This window comes from Pseudoalteromonas sp. CO325X (genome assembly GCF_004208955.1).
Lineage (GTDB): Bacteria > Pseudomonadota > Gammaproteobacteria > Enterobacterales > Alteromonadaceae > Pseudoalteromonas > Pseudoalteromonas ruthenica.
The window spans coordinates 62,358-81,669 of record NZ_SGPG01000017.1; the positions used below are offsets into that span (position 1 = coordinate 62,358).

Consider the following 19,312-nt stretch of genomic DNA (forward strand, 5'->3'; position numbering starts at 1 on the left):
CGCCTTAGAAAAAATCATCTTGGAATGCCAAATCAATGGTTACCGCGTATTGGCTATATCGGGTTCTCATTTCCGCATTCTCAAGAACTAATGTGTATTGAGCGTTCCTGTCGAACTGAGAGCCAATAAGCTTTAACCTAGCTTCACGAGTACGCTCATCCATAACTTTACTCACGCTATCAAAGTTAATCGTTTCACGACTGGATACTTCATTACCTTGTGCATCGACGATATAGACATCCAACAACCGTGCGACAAAACGCTCGCCTACAGGGTCTGTCTGAATAAATCTGACCTTGTCGATATTATTTACTAGTTTGATGGGCTGAGTGGCTGCTACAACACCTACCGGTTGTTTCTCATGTTTTGCTGCTTGTTCTTTTTGCAGCTCGCGCACATGTAACACCGGTACGCATATTTCCTGTAGCATCGCTCCGCCGTGCACAAACTTAGCACCACCCACGAAGTGGAAGCGCTGGCTACCCTTTGGCACCATAAAGTTATAATCACTCTCAGGCTCTTTAATTCCATTAGCAGTATTTGAAATAGAACCTTTCCAATAACTTTCATCATCAGGCAAACCTTTACCTACGATATACCTTTTTTTCGCTTCTAATACTCCGTTCGGCTTACTGGTAAGTTTGGTCTTTTCAGCCGCTACAAGTGCTTTTTGTTGGAATAGGAAGCCATGGTCAGCAGTGATCACAACTCGGCTTCCGTTTAGACGGTTGATGACACGGCCAACAAGGTCTTTTAGCTCTTCAATGGCACTACGACAGGCTTCAAAAGTTTTCTCTTCAGTTGCAGCCTTATCACCAATCGCATCAATGGTATCGTGATAGATATAAACTACTTCTACGTCTCGAACCTTGTCACGCCCCTCCTGGTTACTCCAGCTCATCAGCTCCTTAGAGCTCACCGCCATACCACCTACTTTTTTTAGGATGGTGTTGCGGTTGTCTAAACCCTGTGAAGAAATACCATCCACATAAACAGCCGTGCCTCCGCTTGCGCCAGAGGTAGAAAGCGGCTGGTAACTGAGCGCCTTATGAGGCAATAATGCCGCCATCCCAAGTTGGGTATAACTCGGCAAAACACCCAACTGCGTAGACACCTCAGCTTTAAATCGCTTCTCGTTGTTAATGATAGCGCCAAGCTCATTCGCAATTTCAAAACGCAGGGCATCAGAGATGATCACAAACACTCGTTTTGTCTGTTTCAGACTCAGTCGTGTGCGAACTTCTTTTTCATAGAAGTCATACTGGTGCGGTACGCCAGAAATCTGCCACTTCTCAAGTAATTTCTCATTGGCCAAATGACGATCCCAGGCAAGGCCAAGCTCATATAAGTACCAGTTGGTATAAATGCTTTCGACTTCGTCGTCGAGCTGACGCAGTATGTCTGCACCTTTACTCAATACAGAGTGCACATGTTCATTGAACAAACGGTAAGCCTGGTCAAAACGATAAATGTCTGTGGTATAGGCGTCGTACATTGCTTTCGCGTTATCAAAGTGGAACCCGTCCACATAGCGATTTCGCAAGTTCATTAACTCTTCAGCGTTGCGGATAGCTTCATAAATTGCGAAGTATTCTTTGCGTGACAATGTCCAGTGGCTAGCAAGACGTCTTGATAAGACCGTATCAAACTGAACCCGGTCTAGCGCTTTACTGCTATCGAGCAAATCACGAACTAAACCACGGATTATGGCCTGTTCCACAGCTTCGAACGTTTCGCATTCGATAAGCTCAACCGGATGGTACTGGCCAGCACGAGTCGAAATTTCCAGCTGTTGGCTAAGCACCTTAGAGATGCTTTCGTAGTAAGCGGCGAAGGAGCGACTGTCGCGCCAGCTCACCATAAATGCCAAGGCTGTCGCCCGACCTGATGCGCTTTTTAGAACATTGTTAAGCAACCAATCGCGTTCAACGCCTTCAATTTGGCTCCAGAATTCAGTACAGAACAATTTCAACACGAAGTCAGAGAAGGTTGGCTCTTCGACTGTATAGCCAAAACCCTCACTCAAATATGTCCAGAGTGAGGTCTCAAGATCATACTTACTTAGCTGGCTCCACACTTGTTTAAAGGCATCGGGCTGGCCAAGGCTTTCATCTTCATATAAGCCGTCAGCGCCTGTGGCGGGCGCGTTTAGCGCCGTAGAATAAGCGCGCAGTAATCCAAGCAAAATGTCCGACAAAGACGCAGAATCAGCTTTTACAACCACTGCCATCATCTTCCTGTCTAACGACAGTTCGTCTTCGTTCTCAGTCACCCACTTTTTTAAACCGGCTATGCGCTGTTTATTGGCAAAAAAGCTCTGGCGCTTACGAATGTGCGTGCGAAGCGCCATTTTCGGAATACCCAGCTCATTAAGCAGCATTGAGCTGTGATCAGCAAAAAACTGCTCGCTATACAAACGCACGTCTAGCAACCAATCACGATCAGGCTCTGGCTCAGCGCTAGGGAAATAGATAAGGAATTTAGCTTCACGCTCATCTACTTCAATGCGCTTTTTCACTGCTAATACGGACTCATTGCTCATATTGAGGATGGTCAAATTCTTTGGCAGTACCCTAGCAGTTATATCTGCCGCTTTATCACCTGATTCTTTTGCAAGCCCTTCTTTTTTTGCAATAGATAGAGCGTTAGCTAAATGCTCGAGCTCTTCAGTAAAGCTTTGCTCTGGGTCGTACCAAAATACAATGCGGCTTTGTTCGAATTTGGCAGCGACGCCTTGCGCCAGTTCACTGATCTGCATTAGTTCACCTCCGGCTTTTTACCGGTAACGGCTTTAACCTCAGCCAACAGATCACCAAACTTGCCGTAATTCACTTTCACGCCATCATCGAGATCCAGTGAAATACGCATATCGGCGTAGTGTTTTAGCTTGTCATCAAACTCTCGTAGCTCGACCTGTTTCTTGATTAACGCATCCAGCTCTTTCTTGAAGCGGTTTGCTTCACTGGTCGAGTCAGCCGTTTCAATCTGCTTTTCAAGCTGCTCAGCATAAGCATCGTATTTGCCGAGTAACGGGGTGACATACTCGGTACGCATACGAGAAAGCGTGCCCTCGTTGTAGCGATGCAAATACACAAGGCACTCAAAGGCCTTCTGCTTACCAGAACTAAATAGCCAATAAATAGGACGTTTTTTATAAGTCTTCAGGTGGTCTTTATAGAACTGAGTCGATAAATAACGGCGTATCGTTTCCAGCGCTGATTCAGAGTGCCCTTTTTTAGAGAGTGGTTTAATGGCGTTTAGGCATAGTGATTCGGCAACAAAATCGAGATTTTCTTGCAGGTGCTCTTCACCCCAAACAACTTGAACAAACTCACGGAAACGATTGGTTGCGTCGTCTTTGAACCATTCTTGGTCGGTTAACGGAATGATACCGTCATCATCGGCAGGGTAAGATTTGTAAGCTCCTTCGGCAACCAGTTTATCGAAGCCATCATTGCCTGAATGGGCATAGACTAAACCTTCTCGATCAACAGAATAGCGTCCTATCATGCATCCGATAGAGTAACTTAATAACTCACAGATTGTCTCAGATTTAAACTTGACACTTGCGTTTTCAATGGCACCATATCGATATATCGGATTAGCTTTTAGTGTAACTTGCTCCTCTAAAACACTACTCTTAATATCTTCATCGAGTTTCAACTTAATAACTAGGTAACTATTAATTTTCTCTTCCAGTTCTCGAAGCTGATCAGTTTCCCCTTTCGAGTGATTAAAATACTTATAATAAGACTCCTTTATTCTAAAAGAATCTGATAACAAAGGGGATTTTCCAAACCGCTCCGAAGTCTCGAACGAGTCCCAATCTTTTTGAGCTAGCGATATAGCTTTTTCACCTAGCGGAATAATTTCATCATCTAGTGCTGGCAATGGGAGGTTCTTATAATCTCCTGATTGAAAACTAAGAGTAGGATTCTGAATTTTTGTCAATAATTCAACCACATTGGAGTTTAACCAGCAAAGAGTTGATACGAGCTCACTCTTTGAGCAAAAATATGCAGATTGCCCTTTTACATCAGATATAGAGCCAGCTTCATTATATCTAAAAGATTTCCAGGAAGAGGTTATTTCTGACCAGGTTATACCCTCTCTAAAATAAAACTGCGTGTTTTGCGGCCGAGATCTTAGTTTTCCATTATGATCTTTAAAGCTCCTTATCTCTTTACCGTCATTTTGCCAATTTACAACATATTCTCTATTTCCATACCACTTTCTATAAGATCCACCTTTATTATATGGAACCCATTTTTTTTCACTGCCAATCGTCTCATCTGTATTCTTGAATTTATCAGAAAATTTTGAATAATCAATTTCGTACCAAAATCGCATAAATTGATCATTATCGCCCGTTTGAAGTCCTACGGCGGCTTGTGATATTTCTCCTGCTTTAGGGCTTTCTTCATAAATATTCACAACTGCTTTGCTGACCCAATAAGCAATTGGACTACCGGGGATTTTATTGAAATTATCCGGCTTTGCTTTATAAAACCAACCGCAACCAGTGTTTGCAATTGCTTCAAGCGTTTTCGGGCCTTGATTGGCTGCACCACGAAAATCAGAAAGCTTTATATAAGACCCCAAATATTCAGGCACATGCCCCTTGGTTAGGGTAAAAGTACAAATTGGAACTGTTGCTCCATCAAAGCCTGAATACTCAAGTTGTATAAGAGTTGAGATGATTTCATCATCAATCAACTTCCTTCTTAACTGCTCGTAAGTTGAAAGAAACATCCATACAAACGGAGTCATGAAACCAAGTTGACCATGTTCTTTAGCAAGTTGTAAATTTCGGATTATATAGGCTGAAAATAAATCCTTTTCATACCCCTTAAAGTTATCTTTTAAAAATTTCTTAACTTCAGCCGTTTGGTATTTACTTCCCATATAAGGCGGATTAGCAATCACCGCATCGTAACGAGTCGATAAAATCAATGCCTGATGCACAAATTCAATCAATTGCTTCGCCGCAGACTTTTGCATTGAGTCACCTGACTCTTGAAGCTCGACAAGCGTGCTCAGTAGCTCTTTTAGCTGCTCATGCTCATCGCTTGGTACATCAATCAAAGAACCAAAGGTCTTGGCTTGAGTAAATCTTGCCAATGTTCGCTTCAGCAGTTGGTAGCGATTGTCGGCTTTGGCATCCTGCGTCGCTCTACCTCCTGCATCCATGCAGTCGTCTGCATTGAACGAGCTTAAATCTTGCTCATCATCCGAGAACAAGCCTTGTGATGTGCCGCTTTGCCAACTTCCCGATAGATTGAGTGCTTTCCACAAGGTCGGCAGGTCGATATGGTTACTTTCCTGTAATGACAGTACATTGAGTCGCACGTTACGGGCAAAAATACGCTTATCGTCATCTCTCGCCATCATCATCAGCGCAAAGCCAGATAGCTGTGCTGCACGATCATCTATGTCCAGGCCGTAGAGGTTGTTCTCCAAAATCATCTTAGGAATATCACGAGAGCGGAAGCCACGTTCTTCGTAGATGGCTTTTAGTACGTTGTAAGCTTCAATCAGTATGTGGCCCGAGCCACAAGCTGGGTCAAGTACTTTGATGGTTTCAGGCTCGATAGATTCTGGCGTAATAGCCTTTAGCCGTTGGTTAACTTCGTCAGATTGTTCAGCGGGCTCAATGTAGTATTCCATCTGCAACTTAATGGCAGAATCTGGGTAGGTTTGCAGCCATTGACGACCGACTGAGTTTTGTACCAGGTACTTCACAATCCAATTGGGTGTAAATAGCTGGGTAGCGGCAGGGATGTCTTCACTTTTGACCACCTTACCTATTACCTGATCTTTCTTTTCAGAGATGTAGAATTGGTAAAGCCAACCAATAACTTCTACCTGTTGCCAGTCCTCTTCAGGGATGCCGTCTACCAATCCACGCAGAATTGAGTCGGTACGCGTTAGGTTGTCTGGTAGCAGAAGTTCTGTTTCATCGTCCAAAGCGTCGAATAAAAAAGGCATAGCTTCATGAAGCTTATGGCACTGGCCTAACAACAGCTCACGATACAGCTCTTCATCTTTGTTGCCCGCAAGCTTGAGTTCGATAATGCGAGATCTATCTAACCCGAGTTCATCCGCAGCGTCTTGCGCATGGTCGATAATTTCAAAACCTTTAGGGTTGTCAGGGTGCGACAAAACACGAAAACCATGGCCTAGATAGTCATGGATTTCCATATAGCGAATAGCACACAGACGGTTGAACCAGGTATAAGCTACTTGTTCCACGAGCTGGTTATAGCCCATTGCCTGAACCTTTTTGACCAATCGCTCTCTGGCCGTTTTTACGCTAGGCTCAAAGGTTTTACCTTCAATAAGTAATACTGAACCTTCTTGTTTCACCTCTGATATCTGTTTGTCGCTGTATATACCCAGCTGATTTAGTTGTTTTGAAACAGCGGTGATAAACTCACGTCTTGCTTGAGGCGCATATGTTTTAAGCTTTGCAGTATTCATAATGTTCTCGCTGTTCCGTGACCACAAACACCTTCGATGGCTGTGGTCAAATCTGTTTTGAACTGGTTGTAACTAGGCATGTCTATGCGTGTGATATCTATCCCCGTTACCATTTCATATTGCTGTTCTGTTGTCGCTTCTTGCCCTAACAATCGAGCTAAAACTTTCTTAGGGGCATTTTCATCTGATGCAGCATCATTCCCTGACAGTTCGGTTTCTAAAGCTGTGCAATGAGCATATGGATCCTGCTTTTGACCACATATCAACCAAGCTTCTGAGGTTGGTTTGGGTATCATCGGTATTCCATACACGCCTTCAATTCCATTAAAGCCGAGCATGATAGATTGATGTAAATCATCAAAATCACACTTATCAGTATCATGAAAATAGAGAGCCAACTGGTGTCCATTGTCTTTTGCATAGCCAGCCATTGTTGTGGCTCTATTTGCATGCTCGACGAAGCCTTTTTTTAACTTTTTACTTGGTCGATGTTTGCGAACATTCTTTGCCTGACGTGCCAACTCATTACCAGAAATACAGGTAATCCAATCAGTTGGTGATTGAAAATCGATATTATCTTCATTCCAATCAGGGATAATTTTCTGCAATAGGCGAACCGCTAACAATGCCATAGGACCAAGATTGTAAAACTCATCTGTTGATATTGATTGCCCATTATTTGAACCACCCATATCCGAGCTACCTTCACCTGTAACCAAAATGCTTGTAATCATGGTGCTCTTATCGACTCAACGCTGACGAATTTGCCAGAAGCTCGGCTTCATCGGCGGCATCTTTTAGGTACACGTCAAGCATAGCATCGCCAGGAGCCAGCGAATTAAGTTTCTTAGTCAGAGATGGTAACGCAAACAATTTGGTTGCTTTGGTATGTCCTTGTTTATTTCTATAAACAAGTGTTATAGAACTCTTCGCTAAATCATCTTCTATATAATTCAATACCATTGGACTGTGCGTTGTAATCAACACCTGTTGAGGTGAGTTTATGAATGCCTCGACCAGTTTTTCGGTTATTTCAGAGTTCACACCATTCTCAACTTCATCAAATTGCTGGAATTTCGAACTAGTTCTTTGACTCGCCAGTATAATTAAAATACGCAACATGCCATCGTTGATATGCTTGGCATTAGTTACAACATCGGTGTGAGAGCCATCCTCATTATAAAACCGCTCTGTTAGCAAAAGGCTTAATGTGCCATCCAACTCAGTTTTAGTATCAATATTCACAACCTGAGGAAAATAACCATACAAGTTTGTTCGCAAAGTATCTTGCGCACTCTTTTCCAAATTGTGGATATAACTAATCAAGTACTCACCTGCACTACCTATTTTTCCTGCTGAAGCAAAACGACCTGAACGCATGACCTTAGGCGATAAAAGGTCATGACTATCAACATTAGTCATAAAATTTCGAAAAATGACGGCTTCTTGTGGTAAAGCCGAATCATCCAAAGCAGACAATATTGAACCTGAATATTTGAAAATTAGGTCCGGTAAACTGTGACGCTTAGTTTTGAGTCTTCCCTGATATAGACGTAACAGCTGCTGACCGTTGGCTAAATCAGTTAAAGTCTCACTTGTACACAGGCCTCTTTTCCAGTTGTAAGTTGCTTCCCAACGCAATTGCTTATCTGAAAGCTCAATATCGAGTACAAGATCAAACGTTTCTCGTGTGGGGAAGAAATGAGAAGCCACATCTTTTTCTTCCCAACCTCTTTCACTTAACCAACCGTCAATTTTTCCTTCAATAAGTGCAGATACATAGCTAAATAATTGTAAAACCGAACTTTTCCCTGCACCGTTTAAACCAATGATGCAGTTAAACTTCGAGTCAAGGTTTAACTCAAAATCAACTAACGATTTGAATGCGCTAACGCTTATTCTTTTGATCATAATAAGCCCCTTACTTAATTCGTACGCGGTCACCAGCTTTGACAGCAGCAATCAGCTGCTCTTTCAAAGCGGCAAGATAGGCATCAACTTCGGCTTCACTTTCAATGAATCCTGTTGTTACTGACTTAGCTATGGCATCGGTTGGGTTAATCGTTACGGTACGTTTTGCAATCGGCTGCGGCTGCACTGGTTCAGGGGCTGGCTCAGGTGCTGGAGCTGCTTTACCGGCTTTCGCTGCTTCTTCTTCGCGTTTCTTCTGTTCGAGTTCACGACGTCTTTGCTCAGCTTCAGCTTTTTTGCGTTGCTTTTCGATAAAGCCATTCAGCAACTCATAGGCTTCGTCTTCGTAACCTTCCACTTCAGTTTGCTCACTGATAATTTGTGGTATTGAAGAGGTTACTTCAATGCGCTGTCTGCACATTTGTAACGGGCGCAGTGCTTGGTTCTGTAGTTCAGACGGTGCATGAGCTTCAGCTAGCGCTTCCTTTACACGTCCGATGCGCAGATTTACACGCTCTAAGGCATGAGTGCGTTTTTCTTCAACCAATGTTGAGTTAACTTTTGCCACCTGCTCGATAAGCGGATTAATGTGGCGCAGCTGCTCATACGGTGAGGGCATATTGTAAATGCGTTCTAATTCAGTGAGCGCTTTTAATGCTTCACTGTCTTTTTCTAACGCAGGTCTGTTGGCCTTAAACTTCTCGTTTAATGCGCCAGCAAGGGCTTGCCAAGTTTGAAATTGGCTATTGTAGAAGTCATCAAGATCCTCAAAGTCCTCAGCAAACTCTTCAAGGGCATCAGCGTCTTCTAAGAATCGGGCGATAAGGGCGAAGCTTGAAGTTTGCTCAAGAATACCCGCGACCAATGCAAGACCATCGTCAATTTGAGATTTACCTGGGAAATGACCATTTTTAGACATGTCGCGAAAGGATCTTAAGCTCTTTAGCCATTTATCTAGACCGCCATTAACATTGTTGGCGATCTCTGCCTCGCCACCACCTGTATAAGTCAGTGAAAAGAGTTCTTTAACTAAAACAGCCGCCTTATTAATTTGGCGCTCGTCATGTTGCCTGATCTTATGTACACGGATCTCACCGCGTTTACGCACACTGGTAAACGGCTCGTAAGCTTTTTTCAACGCCAGATCTGTGCCCTGGGTACTAAAAGATACCTTTCCAGCCAAGCCCAGCCTAGCAGTGAGCAATAAGATTTCATTGTCTGGCCAGCCATACGGGCGCTTGCCGAAACGGGCAACGATGTCACGTAAATACACAGGCTCATTACGCTCGACTTTCAGCGTTACGTACTGCTCAACCTCACGCGTAGCTTCTGGGTTACATTCATCCGCTTGAAGATCCAATCCAATCTGAGCAATATCATCAGCAACAAGTACGGCCTTTAGTTCACGCAAAACTTCACCAGGTGTCGCCTTGAGCATGTTCAATTTAGCGAAGGTGTTTTCGATAACGTATTTGTATGCTTCTTCGACGATGGCACTTGGCGTTGCTGATTTCTTCGGTAGTTTTGTGCCGATAGCGTAAACGTCAGCCTCTGCAAACAAAGCTTCAAAATCCGTTCTTAAGCGTTTTTCACGCTCAATATTTTCCATCTGCTTTTCGCGGAGAAGGTGTTCTTGCTCTGGTCGCTGTCCTGAATTTTGTTTTAAGAATCGGTCAGTTTTAATAAAGGTTGTCAGGTCATCCCAAAGACGCTTATGTTCGCCCAGCTTGACGAGCACGCACCCATCAGCCTCCAGCGTATGATTGATGCACGCTTGATCGTGGGAGTAATTTTCAAAGTGCGAATCCAAAGGTGAAATGACTTTAATGACTAGGTCTTCCAGCGTGGTACCATCTTTTGGATGACCATTGCAAAAACGGCTCACCGCAAAGTCTTGCTTATTAATCGGGTAACGATAGGCACGATTACCTTTCAAAATACCGTCAAATACGATTGCTGAAAGCTTGTTAGAGACCTCTGACATTTCAACGTCAGTGTGGCGAATCTCGTTTTCGATCTCTTTTTCTTCGTTGGTCAGGAAGATAAACTCATCACCATTACGCGCAATCAGCAATTGGCGTTCAAGACGATTCAAGCTCTCTTCAATTTGTTTACGCAGCGCAATTTTATCTGCATCGATTCGATCAATTGACAGCGTTACAAGGTTGTCTAGTGTGCTTTTGACAACGTCCACATAACGGATCAAGAAAAGCGTTTTTAGGATCTTGCCATCAAAATCCGTTAAGGAATCCAACTCACAGGCTTGGTCAATCGTTCGCTTAACCGCTGGCTCCAAAAAGCTTTCAATCGGTGCATAGAAACTGTAAAACGGGATTAACACATCAAGGCCAGCGTCCTTCATCTGTTTTGCAGCTGATTGGAAAGCATCAAGTAATGAACGCTCACCCATGGCTAAGTGCTTACCCGTCGCGCCTTTTGTTCGAATTGACTCAAACACTTTTTGAACCAGCGTGTAGTGGTAAGGCACAAACGGATAGTTGTCCACGAAAGACGGAGCGTCGGTGTAGCCCTTTAGAGAAGCGGTTGTCGTTTTATCAAATGTCAGCTGGTTACGAAGAATGTCGCCCTTTTCAGCAAAGACATCGATGAGGTGTGTACGAGCTTCTTCTGTTTTGGACAACAAACGCTTTTGAATAACTTCCGAGGTATTCGAGCTCGACAGCTGTAAGCGGGTACTAAAACGCCCTTGAATTTTAGAGAAGTCCTCGCCATCGCGCTTATCCATACCACCAATGGCAGCATCAATGTCTGCTTGAGAGGTAACAACGACCCAAGCTCTGCCACCACAATATGTGCCAAGATCTTCAGTAATGGTCTGAAGCTTCAACATCATTTGTGTGTTCTTACCGATAAACTGACCGACTTCATCAACTAAGAAAAGAAGGTTACGATCCCCTGTTCGATCTAAGTATTCATTAACCCACTTACAGAAGTTTCGGATATCTAGCGGGAAATTGTTTTCAACCTGCTCAACCCACGCTTTGGCTGACTCTAATGATTGCTCACTGGCATGAGCAAGTGCTTCTGAAAGTTCGTCTCGATAGAAGTCATAGGCGTCACGCTCTTTTTCCCAAGTTGATTGGGTCAACTCAGCAAATTTGTCCTTGAAAGACATGTATTGATTACGCTTATCAAGCTCGCGTTCTAAGTGCGCAATATGAGGAAAATCAGCGCAGTATCCTACACGCTCATTAAAGACTTTGAGGAAGACCTTAAGAATGGCATTTTCTCGGTCATCCGTATTGGCACGTGAATCGATGTTAAAAAGAATAACGTCTGTATCTTTGGTAACAGCGTTTTGGATATCGGCCAACAGCATGGCATCGTTGATTTTGTCTTTAAAAAACTCAAATGCTTGGCGGCCTTGTCCATCCTTTTCGACAGATTTATTTTCGAGGAGGTAAGACAAAATTTTCAGGAAGTGAGACTTACCCGAACCAAAGAAGCCAGAAATCCACACACCAATTTTGCCTGACATTGATGCGCCGCTTTGCGTCACAGATGGAACGTAAGCCTCAAAGAAAGCGCGAAAATGTCGATCTAGCTCTCGGGTAACAACATACTCATCAAGTTCGACATACACACTGTCATTGTCTTTCTGTTCCGCTTTAACAACGCCGTTAATATCACGCGTCAACTTCTTGGAAAAAATCTGTTCAATTTTCATTCGGGAGGCTCCCTGCTCTACTTCTTATTTTCAACTAAAGGTTTTTTACCGTCTTCAGGCACAAGCTTGAAGGCGCGATAGTAGTTTTTAGATTCGATCATGCCGAAAGGATGCAAATCCCTTCCGCTATATTCACCCGGATAGAAAAGCACTAATGGCGTGCTACCCATAACGTCTTGCAGAGCACTAAGTAACTCATGTCCTCGGACAAGAGGCCACGCACTGCCTAAGCCTGACAGCAACACAAACTCAAGTTCTGATGGCTTATATTTGTCCGCGATATACCTTGCCACTTTCTCTTGGCTCAGAGGCCCGGCTAGTGTTTTTCGAAGGCCATCAACACCGACTTGCAATTCACGCTGGCAAGCTCGGTCAAAAAGACCTCGCTCCTCAAGCATATCTATCAAGACTTCAAAAATATTGAGATGGACAAAACGGTAACCACGCTTGTTGAGTTTTTCGTCAACGTGCTTAAGGTACTCTCGTACAAGCAGTTCATACTTGGCTGGGTAGTCAAATACCCAAAATCCAATTTCATTGCCCAAGCCATCGTTTTTCAAAAACTTAGGGCTTTCAATTCGTTCCAATATCAGATCAAGCCGGGTCTGAAGAGCCTTCATATTGTGCACTCCATTACATCAATCAAATCTTCCCGGCTCAGACGAACTAACCAGTCTTTAACTTCTGGCATTAGGTAAACAGGTTGTATTTTCTTTGTCCTGCTATCGCTCAGGTAGCCACTATCAACCAATGCCTTAATTGCGTTGTTACCCATTTTTTTGACAGTTGAGTCAGAAAAACCGCCAAGTTCGGCATATGCCCCCACTCTCGTGTCATAAAACTCAGACCATGCATCAGCGGTTAAAGAGGGTTTATAGGTGCGACGAGCCTCGGCTAAGGTAAGTCTCATAAAATCAGCGACAACCGGAGAATGAATGAGTAATGACATCATCAGCATTTGGACATAGGCGCGTTCACTCGCGGCTAAAAGATCAGTCATAAACTCATCACCCAGGCCTTCAATACGCCAACGGATTGTTCTGGCATAACGAATAGCCGTCTGACCGGATTTTTTCTGAAGAACATTTTGCTCAACGATCAACGACTTCCACTCATCTTCTGGAAGTTTTTTCAGTAGCGATTCTGCGATTATTCTAGATTCAGTTATCAATAAACTGCCTCCGATAAGATCGCCTAAATATTCTTTTATATTCATAAATTCATCTCACGATTCGCTATATCCAGGAGCGAGTGCAGCATTGTCAACGCCGTATAGTGCTTCTGGATTTTTAAGTGCTAAATGGAACTCTCGCCCATTGCTCTCACTATTCTTTGAACAATCGATATTCCATAAACGCAGTAAATATCCAGCGAACGCAGCTCTTATCTCTACACGCAACCTATTGTTTTCCATTGCGTAATCCATCGATACAGCTTCTGGATGTGCTAGTTTTGGATGAGGTATCAGCTCTAGTTCAACGATTCGGTTCCATTGCTTATCCCACTGAAGAGTCTCAACTTCGTCGTTAACCTCACCCTCTAACAACTCAACTTCACTTATTCTGGTTAAAACAAAATCCCTAAATTCTCTATGCTTTCTATCGAATGCTCGGACATGCCATCTCAAGCCATTGTCAATCAAGGTATGAGGAACTATTTGCCTGCTCCCATGACCACTCGACAATGATGTGTACTCAATATTAATAACAGCGCGCTTATGTATGGCTTCACTAATAGCCGCTACCACTTCCAATTTCGGCTTATTGAGATGAAATGGTGCTTCACAAGCCATAGGAGGCCTAACCTTGCCAAGAAAGCCATCACCGAACCCTTGGCTTATCGTCGCAAGCGTTCGAACAACGTCATAATCAAACAACGGCTGGAATGCACTCGTCTTCAAGTGCACTCTGCGCTTTTCGTTATACATAACGTTGTTAGGAGCCAACTCTTTGTACCGCGCAAAGTCTTGTGTTGCCACAGACGGCGCTACGCTAAAGCGCTCAGTCAAATAACTACGCCCAGCTTCACCTTTAAATAACAAAGTGAAATCAATATGAGCGAGTCGTTCTCTCTGTGCTTGACTAAGCTCTTCAAGTCCAGTGTTGTCTTGCACTGTCAGCCTCTCAATCCATCTGGGACAAGCCCTAATCATTTAAAACTAGGATGCCATCGATTGAATGCCATCAAGCAACCTACTTTTTTTCATTAGGTATGATGGTATCAATCAGTTTTTCGATTGACTAGTAAAATCTAATTCCTGTGCAAAGTAAAAATGTACAGTTGTATAAACTTGATTCAATCAGCTTAATGAATCGACCAGCCCTCTCTAGACACCTAATTGCTTTATAATTATGTGTACTAAGGAGAAATGATGTCCCAGCGATTTACTGAAGAATTTAAAATACAAGCAGTTAAACAAGTTACGGAATACGGTTATTCAGTGGCTAGTGTTTCCGAAAGGCTTGGAGTGACCAGCAGCTCTCTCTATAACTGGATAAAATCTCACGGTCCAGATAATGAGGAGCATAAGCAATCGCGAGACCAAACAGACCGAATCAAGCAGTTAGAAAAGGAACTTAAACGCGTGACAATGGAGCGCGACATTCTAAAGGAAGCAACCGTATTTTTCGCGAGCGAGTCAAAGAAAAATACGCGTTCATAAAAGCTAGGCTCAATAATTATCCAGCCAAAATAATGTGTAAAACCCTCTCAATTCAGCGAAGTGGCTTTTACGCATGGATGAATAACCCCAAATCACAGCGTCAATTAGAAGACGAGCGACTGACTGGGTTGATTAAACACTCATGGTTAGAAAGTGGTTGTGTTTACGGCTATAGAAAAGTCACGAGCGATCTTCGCGATTTAGGTGAGGCTTGCAGCAAGCACCGTGTAGCCAAGCTGATGAGGCTAGAAGGGATAAGAGCGCAAGTAGGCTATAGAAAACATAAAGGTCATTACAGCGGTAAACCAGCCGTAGTTGCTAGTAATATTCTTGACCGAAAATTTACCGTAACTACGCCAAATAAATCCTGGGTCACTGACATCACTTACATCCGAACTCATGAAGGCAGGCTTTACCTTGCTGTCGTATTAGATCTCTACTCTCGTACTGTTGTTGGCTGGTCGATGAGTTCTAGAATGGAGTCTGAGCTTATTACTCAGGCGCTCCTAGCGGCAGTATGGCGGCGAAAGCCGAAAGAGCAGGTGTTAATACACTCAGATCAGGGGAGTCAATTTACAGGCTATGAGTGGAGTGACTTTTTGACCGCACACAATCTCAAGGCAAGTATGAGCCGGAGAGGAAACTGCCACGATAACGCTGTTGCCGAGAGCTTTTTCCAACTGTTAAAGCGAGAGCGGATAAAAAGAAAAATCTACCTAACTCGCGAGCATGCGAGAGCTGACGTATTCGATTACATTGAAATGTTTTATAACTCTAGACGTAAGCATGGGGAAGCGAATAACATGCCTCCACTGGCTTATGAAAAGCTCGAAGAATTCAAACAAAAATTTGTCTAGTAAAAGCTGGTCGATTCAAACCTATTTTATTTCGAGCACGATAATTTCTGTGGGTAGCTCGGCGCCCTAACGCTTTAAACAGCGGAAAACGCGAGCGTAGCGAGTGGTTTTCCGCTGATTTAACTTGTTAACTGCTTTTGCAGACATCATAAATTCCATTCGTATCAACAGACTTATGCACTTGTGACCAATTTTGTCCATCGTAATAATTAACGACTACTCCATGCTTTTGTACGTAAATCATAATTTTTTCTGATTTATAAAAATACCCAGGAGCAGCAGTTGCTACATAGCTTTTCCAGTTTGAACTATTTAATTTCAACCACTTATTGAGTCGATCATATTCACCTGAATTCTTGTCTATTTTTCCATTGCATGTAACCCAAGAATCGGGTTGATAAACAGCGAAATCGATATCTTGTGAGCGGTCAAACCACAAAAGCACAGCGCAAACTGTGACAGCCACAACGATAAGAACACATGCAATGACTTTCAGGAACTTGGCCATGCTACTCCATGCTGTTAACAATTTAATATCGAGCGATTGGGTCGTTTTTCTACCGCAATCTGTCTCGTTTTAGTCCTTAGACCATTGATAGCAAATTTAGGAAATACTTACCAGCGCTGAAGTTACGCGACATAGCTCTAAACCTGGACACTACAAAAACGACCCAGAGGGTCGTTTTCCTGACTATGGGAGAAACTCAACGATTACGGGTGTATTACTGTGACTTTGGTGGCAGTGGCCGTCTGTCGCTTGCTCTAAGCTACCTTTGTTATGACCTAGAGGTGCGAACTAATTCAGCATAATTTTTAACTTTTTCACGCAACGTATAAATACTGATATTGCTGTGATCCCTCCACAAATAATGCCGATTTGCAGAATTGATAGCTCAACCGTTGCGGTGATAAATAGACTGCCAATAAGCGAACCAATTATATATGTTGCAGCAATAAATACAGCGAATGAAATCACTAGCATTAACCATGTTGCAACCTTTTCCCGTTGAGACATATGACCTCCGTGGCTTTCAAAACTGTGCACAAAACCTCCACTGACTAAGATGATGATAAGCTTGCTTTGGTCGCTGATTTATTAATATCAAATAATATAAGTTATTGCCAATATTAGGTTTTGCTACGCTTAATTATCATAGTGAACCTTTGATTCTTTTATCTGGTGCTGCATATTATTTGTGCTGTTTTACTATTGCAGTTGCCTACTAATGTGTGTATTTTCGAAAAGAATCATATATCTATCGTCTATGCGCTTTTGCGCAATGCAACAGGGAGGTGATCATGTCGATAAAACCTTTAGCTATTTCCTTCATAGCCTTCATTGGGCTTAACCTAACAGCCTGTGGCTCTGGCACAAAAAATGATGAGCCAAAGCAACTGACACCAACACCGACAGGTAACATCGTTGATAATAGTGCGGTTGCTGACTATCGGTTGGTTATTTATGGTAACAGTCATAGCTCACAATTAGGTTCAATCATTGAAACACTGATCAGTGACCAACTTCCAAATAAGACGATTGAAACGGTAACAATCAGTGGGCGGTTTTTAGATGAAATTGCTGCGGTTACTGCAAACGTAGAGCAATTAGAAAAAAACACTTGGAGCCACGCCATATTTCAAGGGCAAAAGTACTCTCAGTCCGGCGCAACCGACTATCCAACGCACGCAACTGAGCGTTTAATTGCAAAGGCTAAATCAAACAACATCACACCGATATTATTTCCAGAGCACCCACAACGTGGTGACCCCTCTGAGGCAGAGCGGGTATACAATTTACATCAATCAATTAGCCAACAAGAGCTTAGCTGTGTCGCGCCCGTAGGCTTGGTTTGGAACCGTGTATTAGAGGTTATGCCAACGGTTGAGCTACATCATGCAGATGGTAATCATGCATCCTATGCAGGGAAGGTGCTCACCGCAATGACCTTCTATGAGATCATTACTGGCGAATTGGCGGACGCGATTCCCTATAATCCGGCGCTTGAGCTAGATCAGCAACAGCAAGCGCTGTTTGGACAAATTGTCACGCAAGTGCTTTTAGAACACCCTGCGTGCCCACAGAGTTAGCAGTCATTGCCCTAGTTACCTAGGGCGACGTCAAAGCCAGTGAGCATCTGCCGACTATGGTGGGTAGAGGCACCGGCGTGTAGCACCTGCATCATCAGGTCAGTACTTGATTGCAGTGCACACTTTATCAAAGGATAATTGTTATGCGTTTATGGTACAGATTTAAGGTGCATATTCTGGAGTTCGCAAGAAAAACAGGATGATTAACTCGGCGAGGCTAATGGAGGCCAATTGCGCCGTTACGCCTAGCATAACGCCGATACCTGACTGTGGGTCTGATTGAATCCCAAACACTAAGCCCAGCATGATGAAAAAGCTGAATATCGCCGGCGTGGCTCGCATCACGGCTAATTTTGTATTGCGATAGCTGTGACTGTTGGCCAAAAAATACAAGATAGCATACGGCGATAGCAGCAATAACAGAGCCAGACCGGCTCCCCAATATGTAAAAGCAATGGCAGCAAAAGATAAAACAGCGAGTGCCTTAATTGCATAATATGTTTTCTTATATTGCATAGGTTGTCCTTAACTAAGGTGTTCAATGATTAGAGAGTGGGTTTGCTCGCATTCGCGATTTACACTAAGGTCCACAGCAAGTAGCCGTTGTAGGCGAGATAACCGCTGAGCAATAGCCCACCTTCTGCCCGGTTGATACGGCCTTGACGGCCGATGCCATAGGCCATGATCAGCAAAGCAAGCGTTAACACCAGCATCACTCCCCAATCACGATAAAAAATATCTGCGCCAAGGCCGAAGGGTTCAATCGCTCCAGCAATACCAATAACGGCAAGAATATTAAACATGTTCGAGCCCACCACGTTGCCAATGGCAATATCATGCTCGCCTTTTTTCGCCGCAATAATAGACGCAGCTAACTCTGGTAGTGAAGTGCCCAAAGCGACTATGGTAAGGCCAATGACTAAATCACTGACTCCCAATGCCGAGGCGACTTGCACCGCACCCCACACTAATATGCGTGAACTTAGCACTAGAACCACTAAGCCACAAACTAACCAAAACAGTGCGCTCTTTAGCCCCATGGTTTGGCTGGTGACACCCTGCTCGGTGTCGCTTGCTAGTGGGTCGTTGTGGTGGCGCAGGCCTGAATATATTGACCATGCCACCACGCTAACAAAGCCACCAAGCAGCAAGGTGGCGTCGAATGTGGTCAATTGACCATCGTAGAGCAAATAGCCACACAGCAACACCACAGCTAAAAGCAGTGGTAGCTCTTTGCGAACAATATTCGAGTGCACTGTGATGGGAGCAATCAGTGCAGTGACCCCTAAAATTAGGCCAATATTGACAATGTTTGAGCCAAGAGCGTTGCCTAGTGCTAGCGCCGGGTTGCCATCACTCGCAGCCATCGCCGAGACAACCATTTCCGGTGCGGATGTGCCAAACCCGACAATAAGCATACCGATCAAAATAGTGGGTAACCCCGCGTGTGCCGCAGTGGCCGCAGCGCCGTCTACAAAGCGTCCAGCACTGTAAACCAGTAGTATAAAACCAGCTACAATCGCTGTTATTGCAAGCACCATTGTTCCTCCGCCATCTTGGCTTTTATGGCCTTAATATGGGCGCATTAGTTGCCCTTGTAAAGCATTTACTTTCATCTACTTAGCA

The 19,312-nt window shown here is 43.7% G+C and carries 14 protein-coding genes; 2 read left to right on the plus strand and 12 right to left on the minus strand.

The features are described 5' to 3' along the window. Positions 1 to 4: 4 nt before the first annotated feature. From pglZ to EXT46_RS08665, 8 genes are read right to left on the minus strand one after another with little or no spacing between them, the layout of a single operon-like run. Positions 5 to 2,758: a BREX-1 system phosphatase PglZ type A gene (pglZ, locus tag EXT46_RS08630; protein ID WP_130146685.1), complete on the minus strand. Its 2,754-nt coding sequence runs from the start codon at positions 2,756 to 2,758 to the stop codon at positions 5 to 7. After that, positions 2,758 to 6,480, minus strand: coding sequence for a BREX-1 system adenine-specific DNA-methyltransferase PglX (gene pglX, locus EXT46_RS08635; protein WP_130146687.1), 3,723 nt, complete (start codon positions 6,478 to 6,480; stop codon positions 2,758 to 2,760). Before pglX ends, pglZ begins: the two co-directional genes overlap by 1 nt. Further along, positions 6,477 to 7,214, minus strand: coding sequence for a hypothetical protein (locus EXT46_RS08640; RefSeq protein WP_130146689.1), 738 nt, complete (start codon positions 7,212 to 7,214; stop codon positions 6,477 to 6,479). Before EXT46_RS08640 ends, pglX begins: the two co-directional genes overlap by 4 nt. Positions 7,215 to 7,221: 7 nt before the next feature. Then, positions 7,222 to 8,391, minus strand: coding sequence for an AAA family ATPase (locus EXT46_RS08645; RefSeq protein WP_130146691.1), 1,170 nt, complete (start codon positions 8,389 to 8,391; stop codon positions 7,222 to 7,224). 10 nt (positions 8,392 to 8,401) lie between these two features. After that, complete coding sequence (brxC, locus tag EXT46_RS08650) at positions 8,402 to 12,079, minus strand: BREX system P-loop protein BrxC (protein ID WP_130146693.1); 3,678 nt, start codon at positions 12,077 to 12,079, stop codon at positions 8,402 to 8,404. 17 nt (positions 12,080 to 12,096) lie between these two features. After that, positions 12,097 to 12,699: a DUF1788 domain-containing protein gene (locus EXT46_RS08655; protein ID WP_130146695.1), complete on the minus strand. Its 603-nt coding sequence runs from the start codon at positions 12,697 to 12,699 to the stop codon at positions 12,097 to 12,099. Beyond that, positions 12,696 to 13,295, minus strand: a complete 600-nt coding sequence (locus tag EXT46_RS08660; RefSeq protein ID WP_130146697.1) for a DUF1819 family protein — start codon at positions 13,293 to 13,295, stop codon at positions 12,696 to 12,698. Before EXT46_RS08660 ends, EXT46_RS08655 begins: the two co-directional genes overlap by 4 nt. A 9-nt stretch (positions 13,296 to 13,304) precedes the next feature. Continuing rightward, on the minus strand, positions 13,305 to 14,231 hold the full coding sequence (locus tag EXT46_RS08665; RefSeq protein WP_205988234.1) for a WYL domain-containing protein: 927 nt from the start codon (positions 14,229 to 14,231) through the stop codon (positions 13,305 to 13,307). Positions 14,232 to 14,447: 216 nt separating this feature from the next. Here EXT46_RS08665 and EXT46_RS08670 point away from each other — a divergent pair. Next, positions 14,448 to 15,598, plus strand: a protein-coding gene (locus EXT46_RS08670; RefSeq protein ID WP_130146701.1) for an IS3 family transposase whose coding sequence is annotated in 2 segments (ribosomal slippage) — positions 14,448 to 14,685 and positions 14,685 to 15,598 — 1,152 coding nt in all. Because the reading frame shifts where the segments join, the coding sequence is not laid out codon by codon here. Positions 15,599 to 15,725: 127 nt separating this feature from the next. Here EXT46_RS08670 and EXT46_RS08675 read toward each other — a convergent pair. Then, complete coding sequence (locus tag EXT46_RS08675) at positions 15,726 to 16,106, minus strand: hypothetical protein (protein WP_130146703.1); 381 nt, start codon at positions 16,104 to 16,106, stop codon at positions 15,726 to 15,728. Positions 16,107 to 16,394: 288 nt separating this feature from the next. Then, positions 16,395 to 16,613, minus strand: coding sequence for a hypothetical protein (locus EXT46_RS08680; RefSeq protein WP_130146705.1), 219 nt, complete (start codon positions 16,611 to 16,613; stop codon positions 16,395 to 16,397). Between the two features lie 284 nt (positions 16,614 to 16,897). Here EXT46_RS08680 and EXT46_RS08685 point away from each other — a divergent pair, with 284 nt between their 5' ends. Next, a complete protein-coding gene (locus tag EXT46_RS08685) occupies positions 16,898 to 17,686 on the plus strand; it encodes a hypothetical protein (protein WP_130146707.1) in 789 nt (262 codons plus the stop codon). Positions 17,687 to 17,848: 162 nt separating this feature from the next. Here EXT46_RS08685 and EXT46_RS08690 read toward each other — a convergent pair whose 3' ends face one another. After that, on the minus strand, positions 17,849 to 18,202 hold the full coding sequence (locus tag EXT46_RS08690; protein ID WP_130146709.1) for a hypothetical protein: 354 nt from the start codon (positions 18,200 to 18,202) through the stop codon (positions 17,849 to 17,851). 59 nt (positions 18,203 to 18,261) lie between these two features. Then, complete coding sequence (locus EXT46_RS08695; RefSeq protein ID WP_130146711.1) at positions 18,262 to 19,227, minus strand: calcium/sodium antiporter; 966 nt, start codon at positions 19,225 to 19,227, stop codon at positions 18,262 to 18,264. Positions 19,228 to 19,312: the final 85 nt, after the last annotated feature.

Excerpts from the sequence above, each read along its gene's own strand:
- brxC (WP_130146693.1), bottom strand. The coding sequence starts at position 12,079 with ATGAAAATTGAACAGATTTTTTCCAAGAAGTTGACGCGTGATATTAAC.
- EXT46_RS08685 (WP_130146707.1), top strand. The coding sequence starts at position 16,898 with ATGTCGATAAAACCTTTAGCTATTTCCTTCATAGCCTTCATTGGGCTT.
- EXT46_RS08680 (WP_130146705.1), bottom strand. The coding sequence starts at position 16,613 with ATGTCTCAACGGGAAAAGGTTGCAACATGGTTAATGCTAGTGATTTCA.
- EXT46_RS08660 (WP_130146697.1), bottom strand. The coding sequence starts at position 13,295 with ATGAATATAAAAGAATATTTAGGCGATCTTATCGGAGGCAGTTTATTG.
- EXT46_RS08690 (WP_130146709.1), bottom strand. The coding sequence starts at position 18,202 with ATGCAATATAAGAAAACATATTATGCAATTAAGGCACTCGCTGTTTTA.
- pglZ (WP_130146685.1), bottom strand. The coding sequence starts at position 2,758 with ATGCAGATCAGTGAACTGGCGCAAGGCGTCGCTGCCAAATTCGAACAA.
- EXT46_RS08695 (WP_130146711.1), bottom strand. The coding sequence starts at position 19,227 with ATGGTGCTTGCAATAACAGCGATTGTAGCTGGTTTTATACTACTGGTT.
- pglX (WP_130146687.1), bottom strand. The coding sequence starts at position 6,480 with ATGAATACTGCAAAGCTTAAAACATATGCGCCTCAAGCAAGACGTGAG.
- EXT46_RS08665 (WP_205988234.1), bottom strand. The coding sequence starts at position 14,231 with ATGATTAGGGCTTGTCCCAGATGGATTGAGAGGCTGACAGTGCAAGAC.
- EXT46_RS08645 (WP_130146691.1), bottom strand. The coding sequence starts at position 8,391 with ATGATCAAAAGAATAAGCGTTAGCGCATTCAAATCGTTAGTTGATTTT.
- EXT46_RS08655 (WP_130146695.1), bottom strand. The coding sequence starts at position 12,699 with ATGAAGGCTCTTCAGACCCGGCTTGATCTGATATTGGAACGAATTGAA.
- EXT46_RS08640 (WP_130146689.1), bottom strand. The coding sequence starts at position 7,214 with ATGATTACAAGCATTTTGGTTACAGGTGAAGGTAGCTCGGATATGGGT.
- EXT46_RS08675 (WP_130146703.1), bottom strand. The coding sequence starts at position 16,106 with ATGGCCAAGTTCCTGAAAGTCATTGCATGTGTTCTTATCGTTGTGGCT.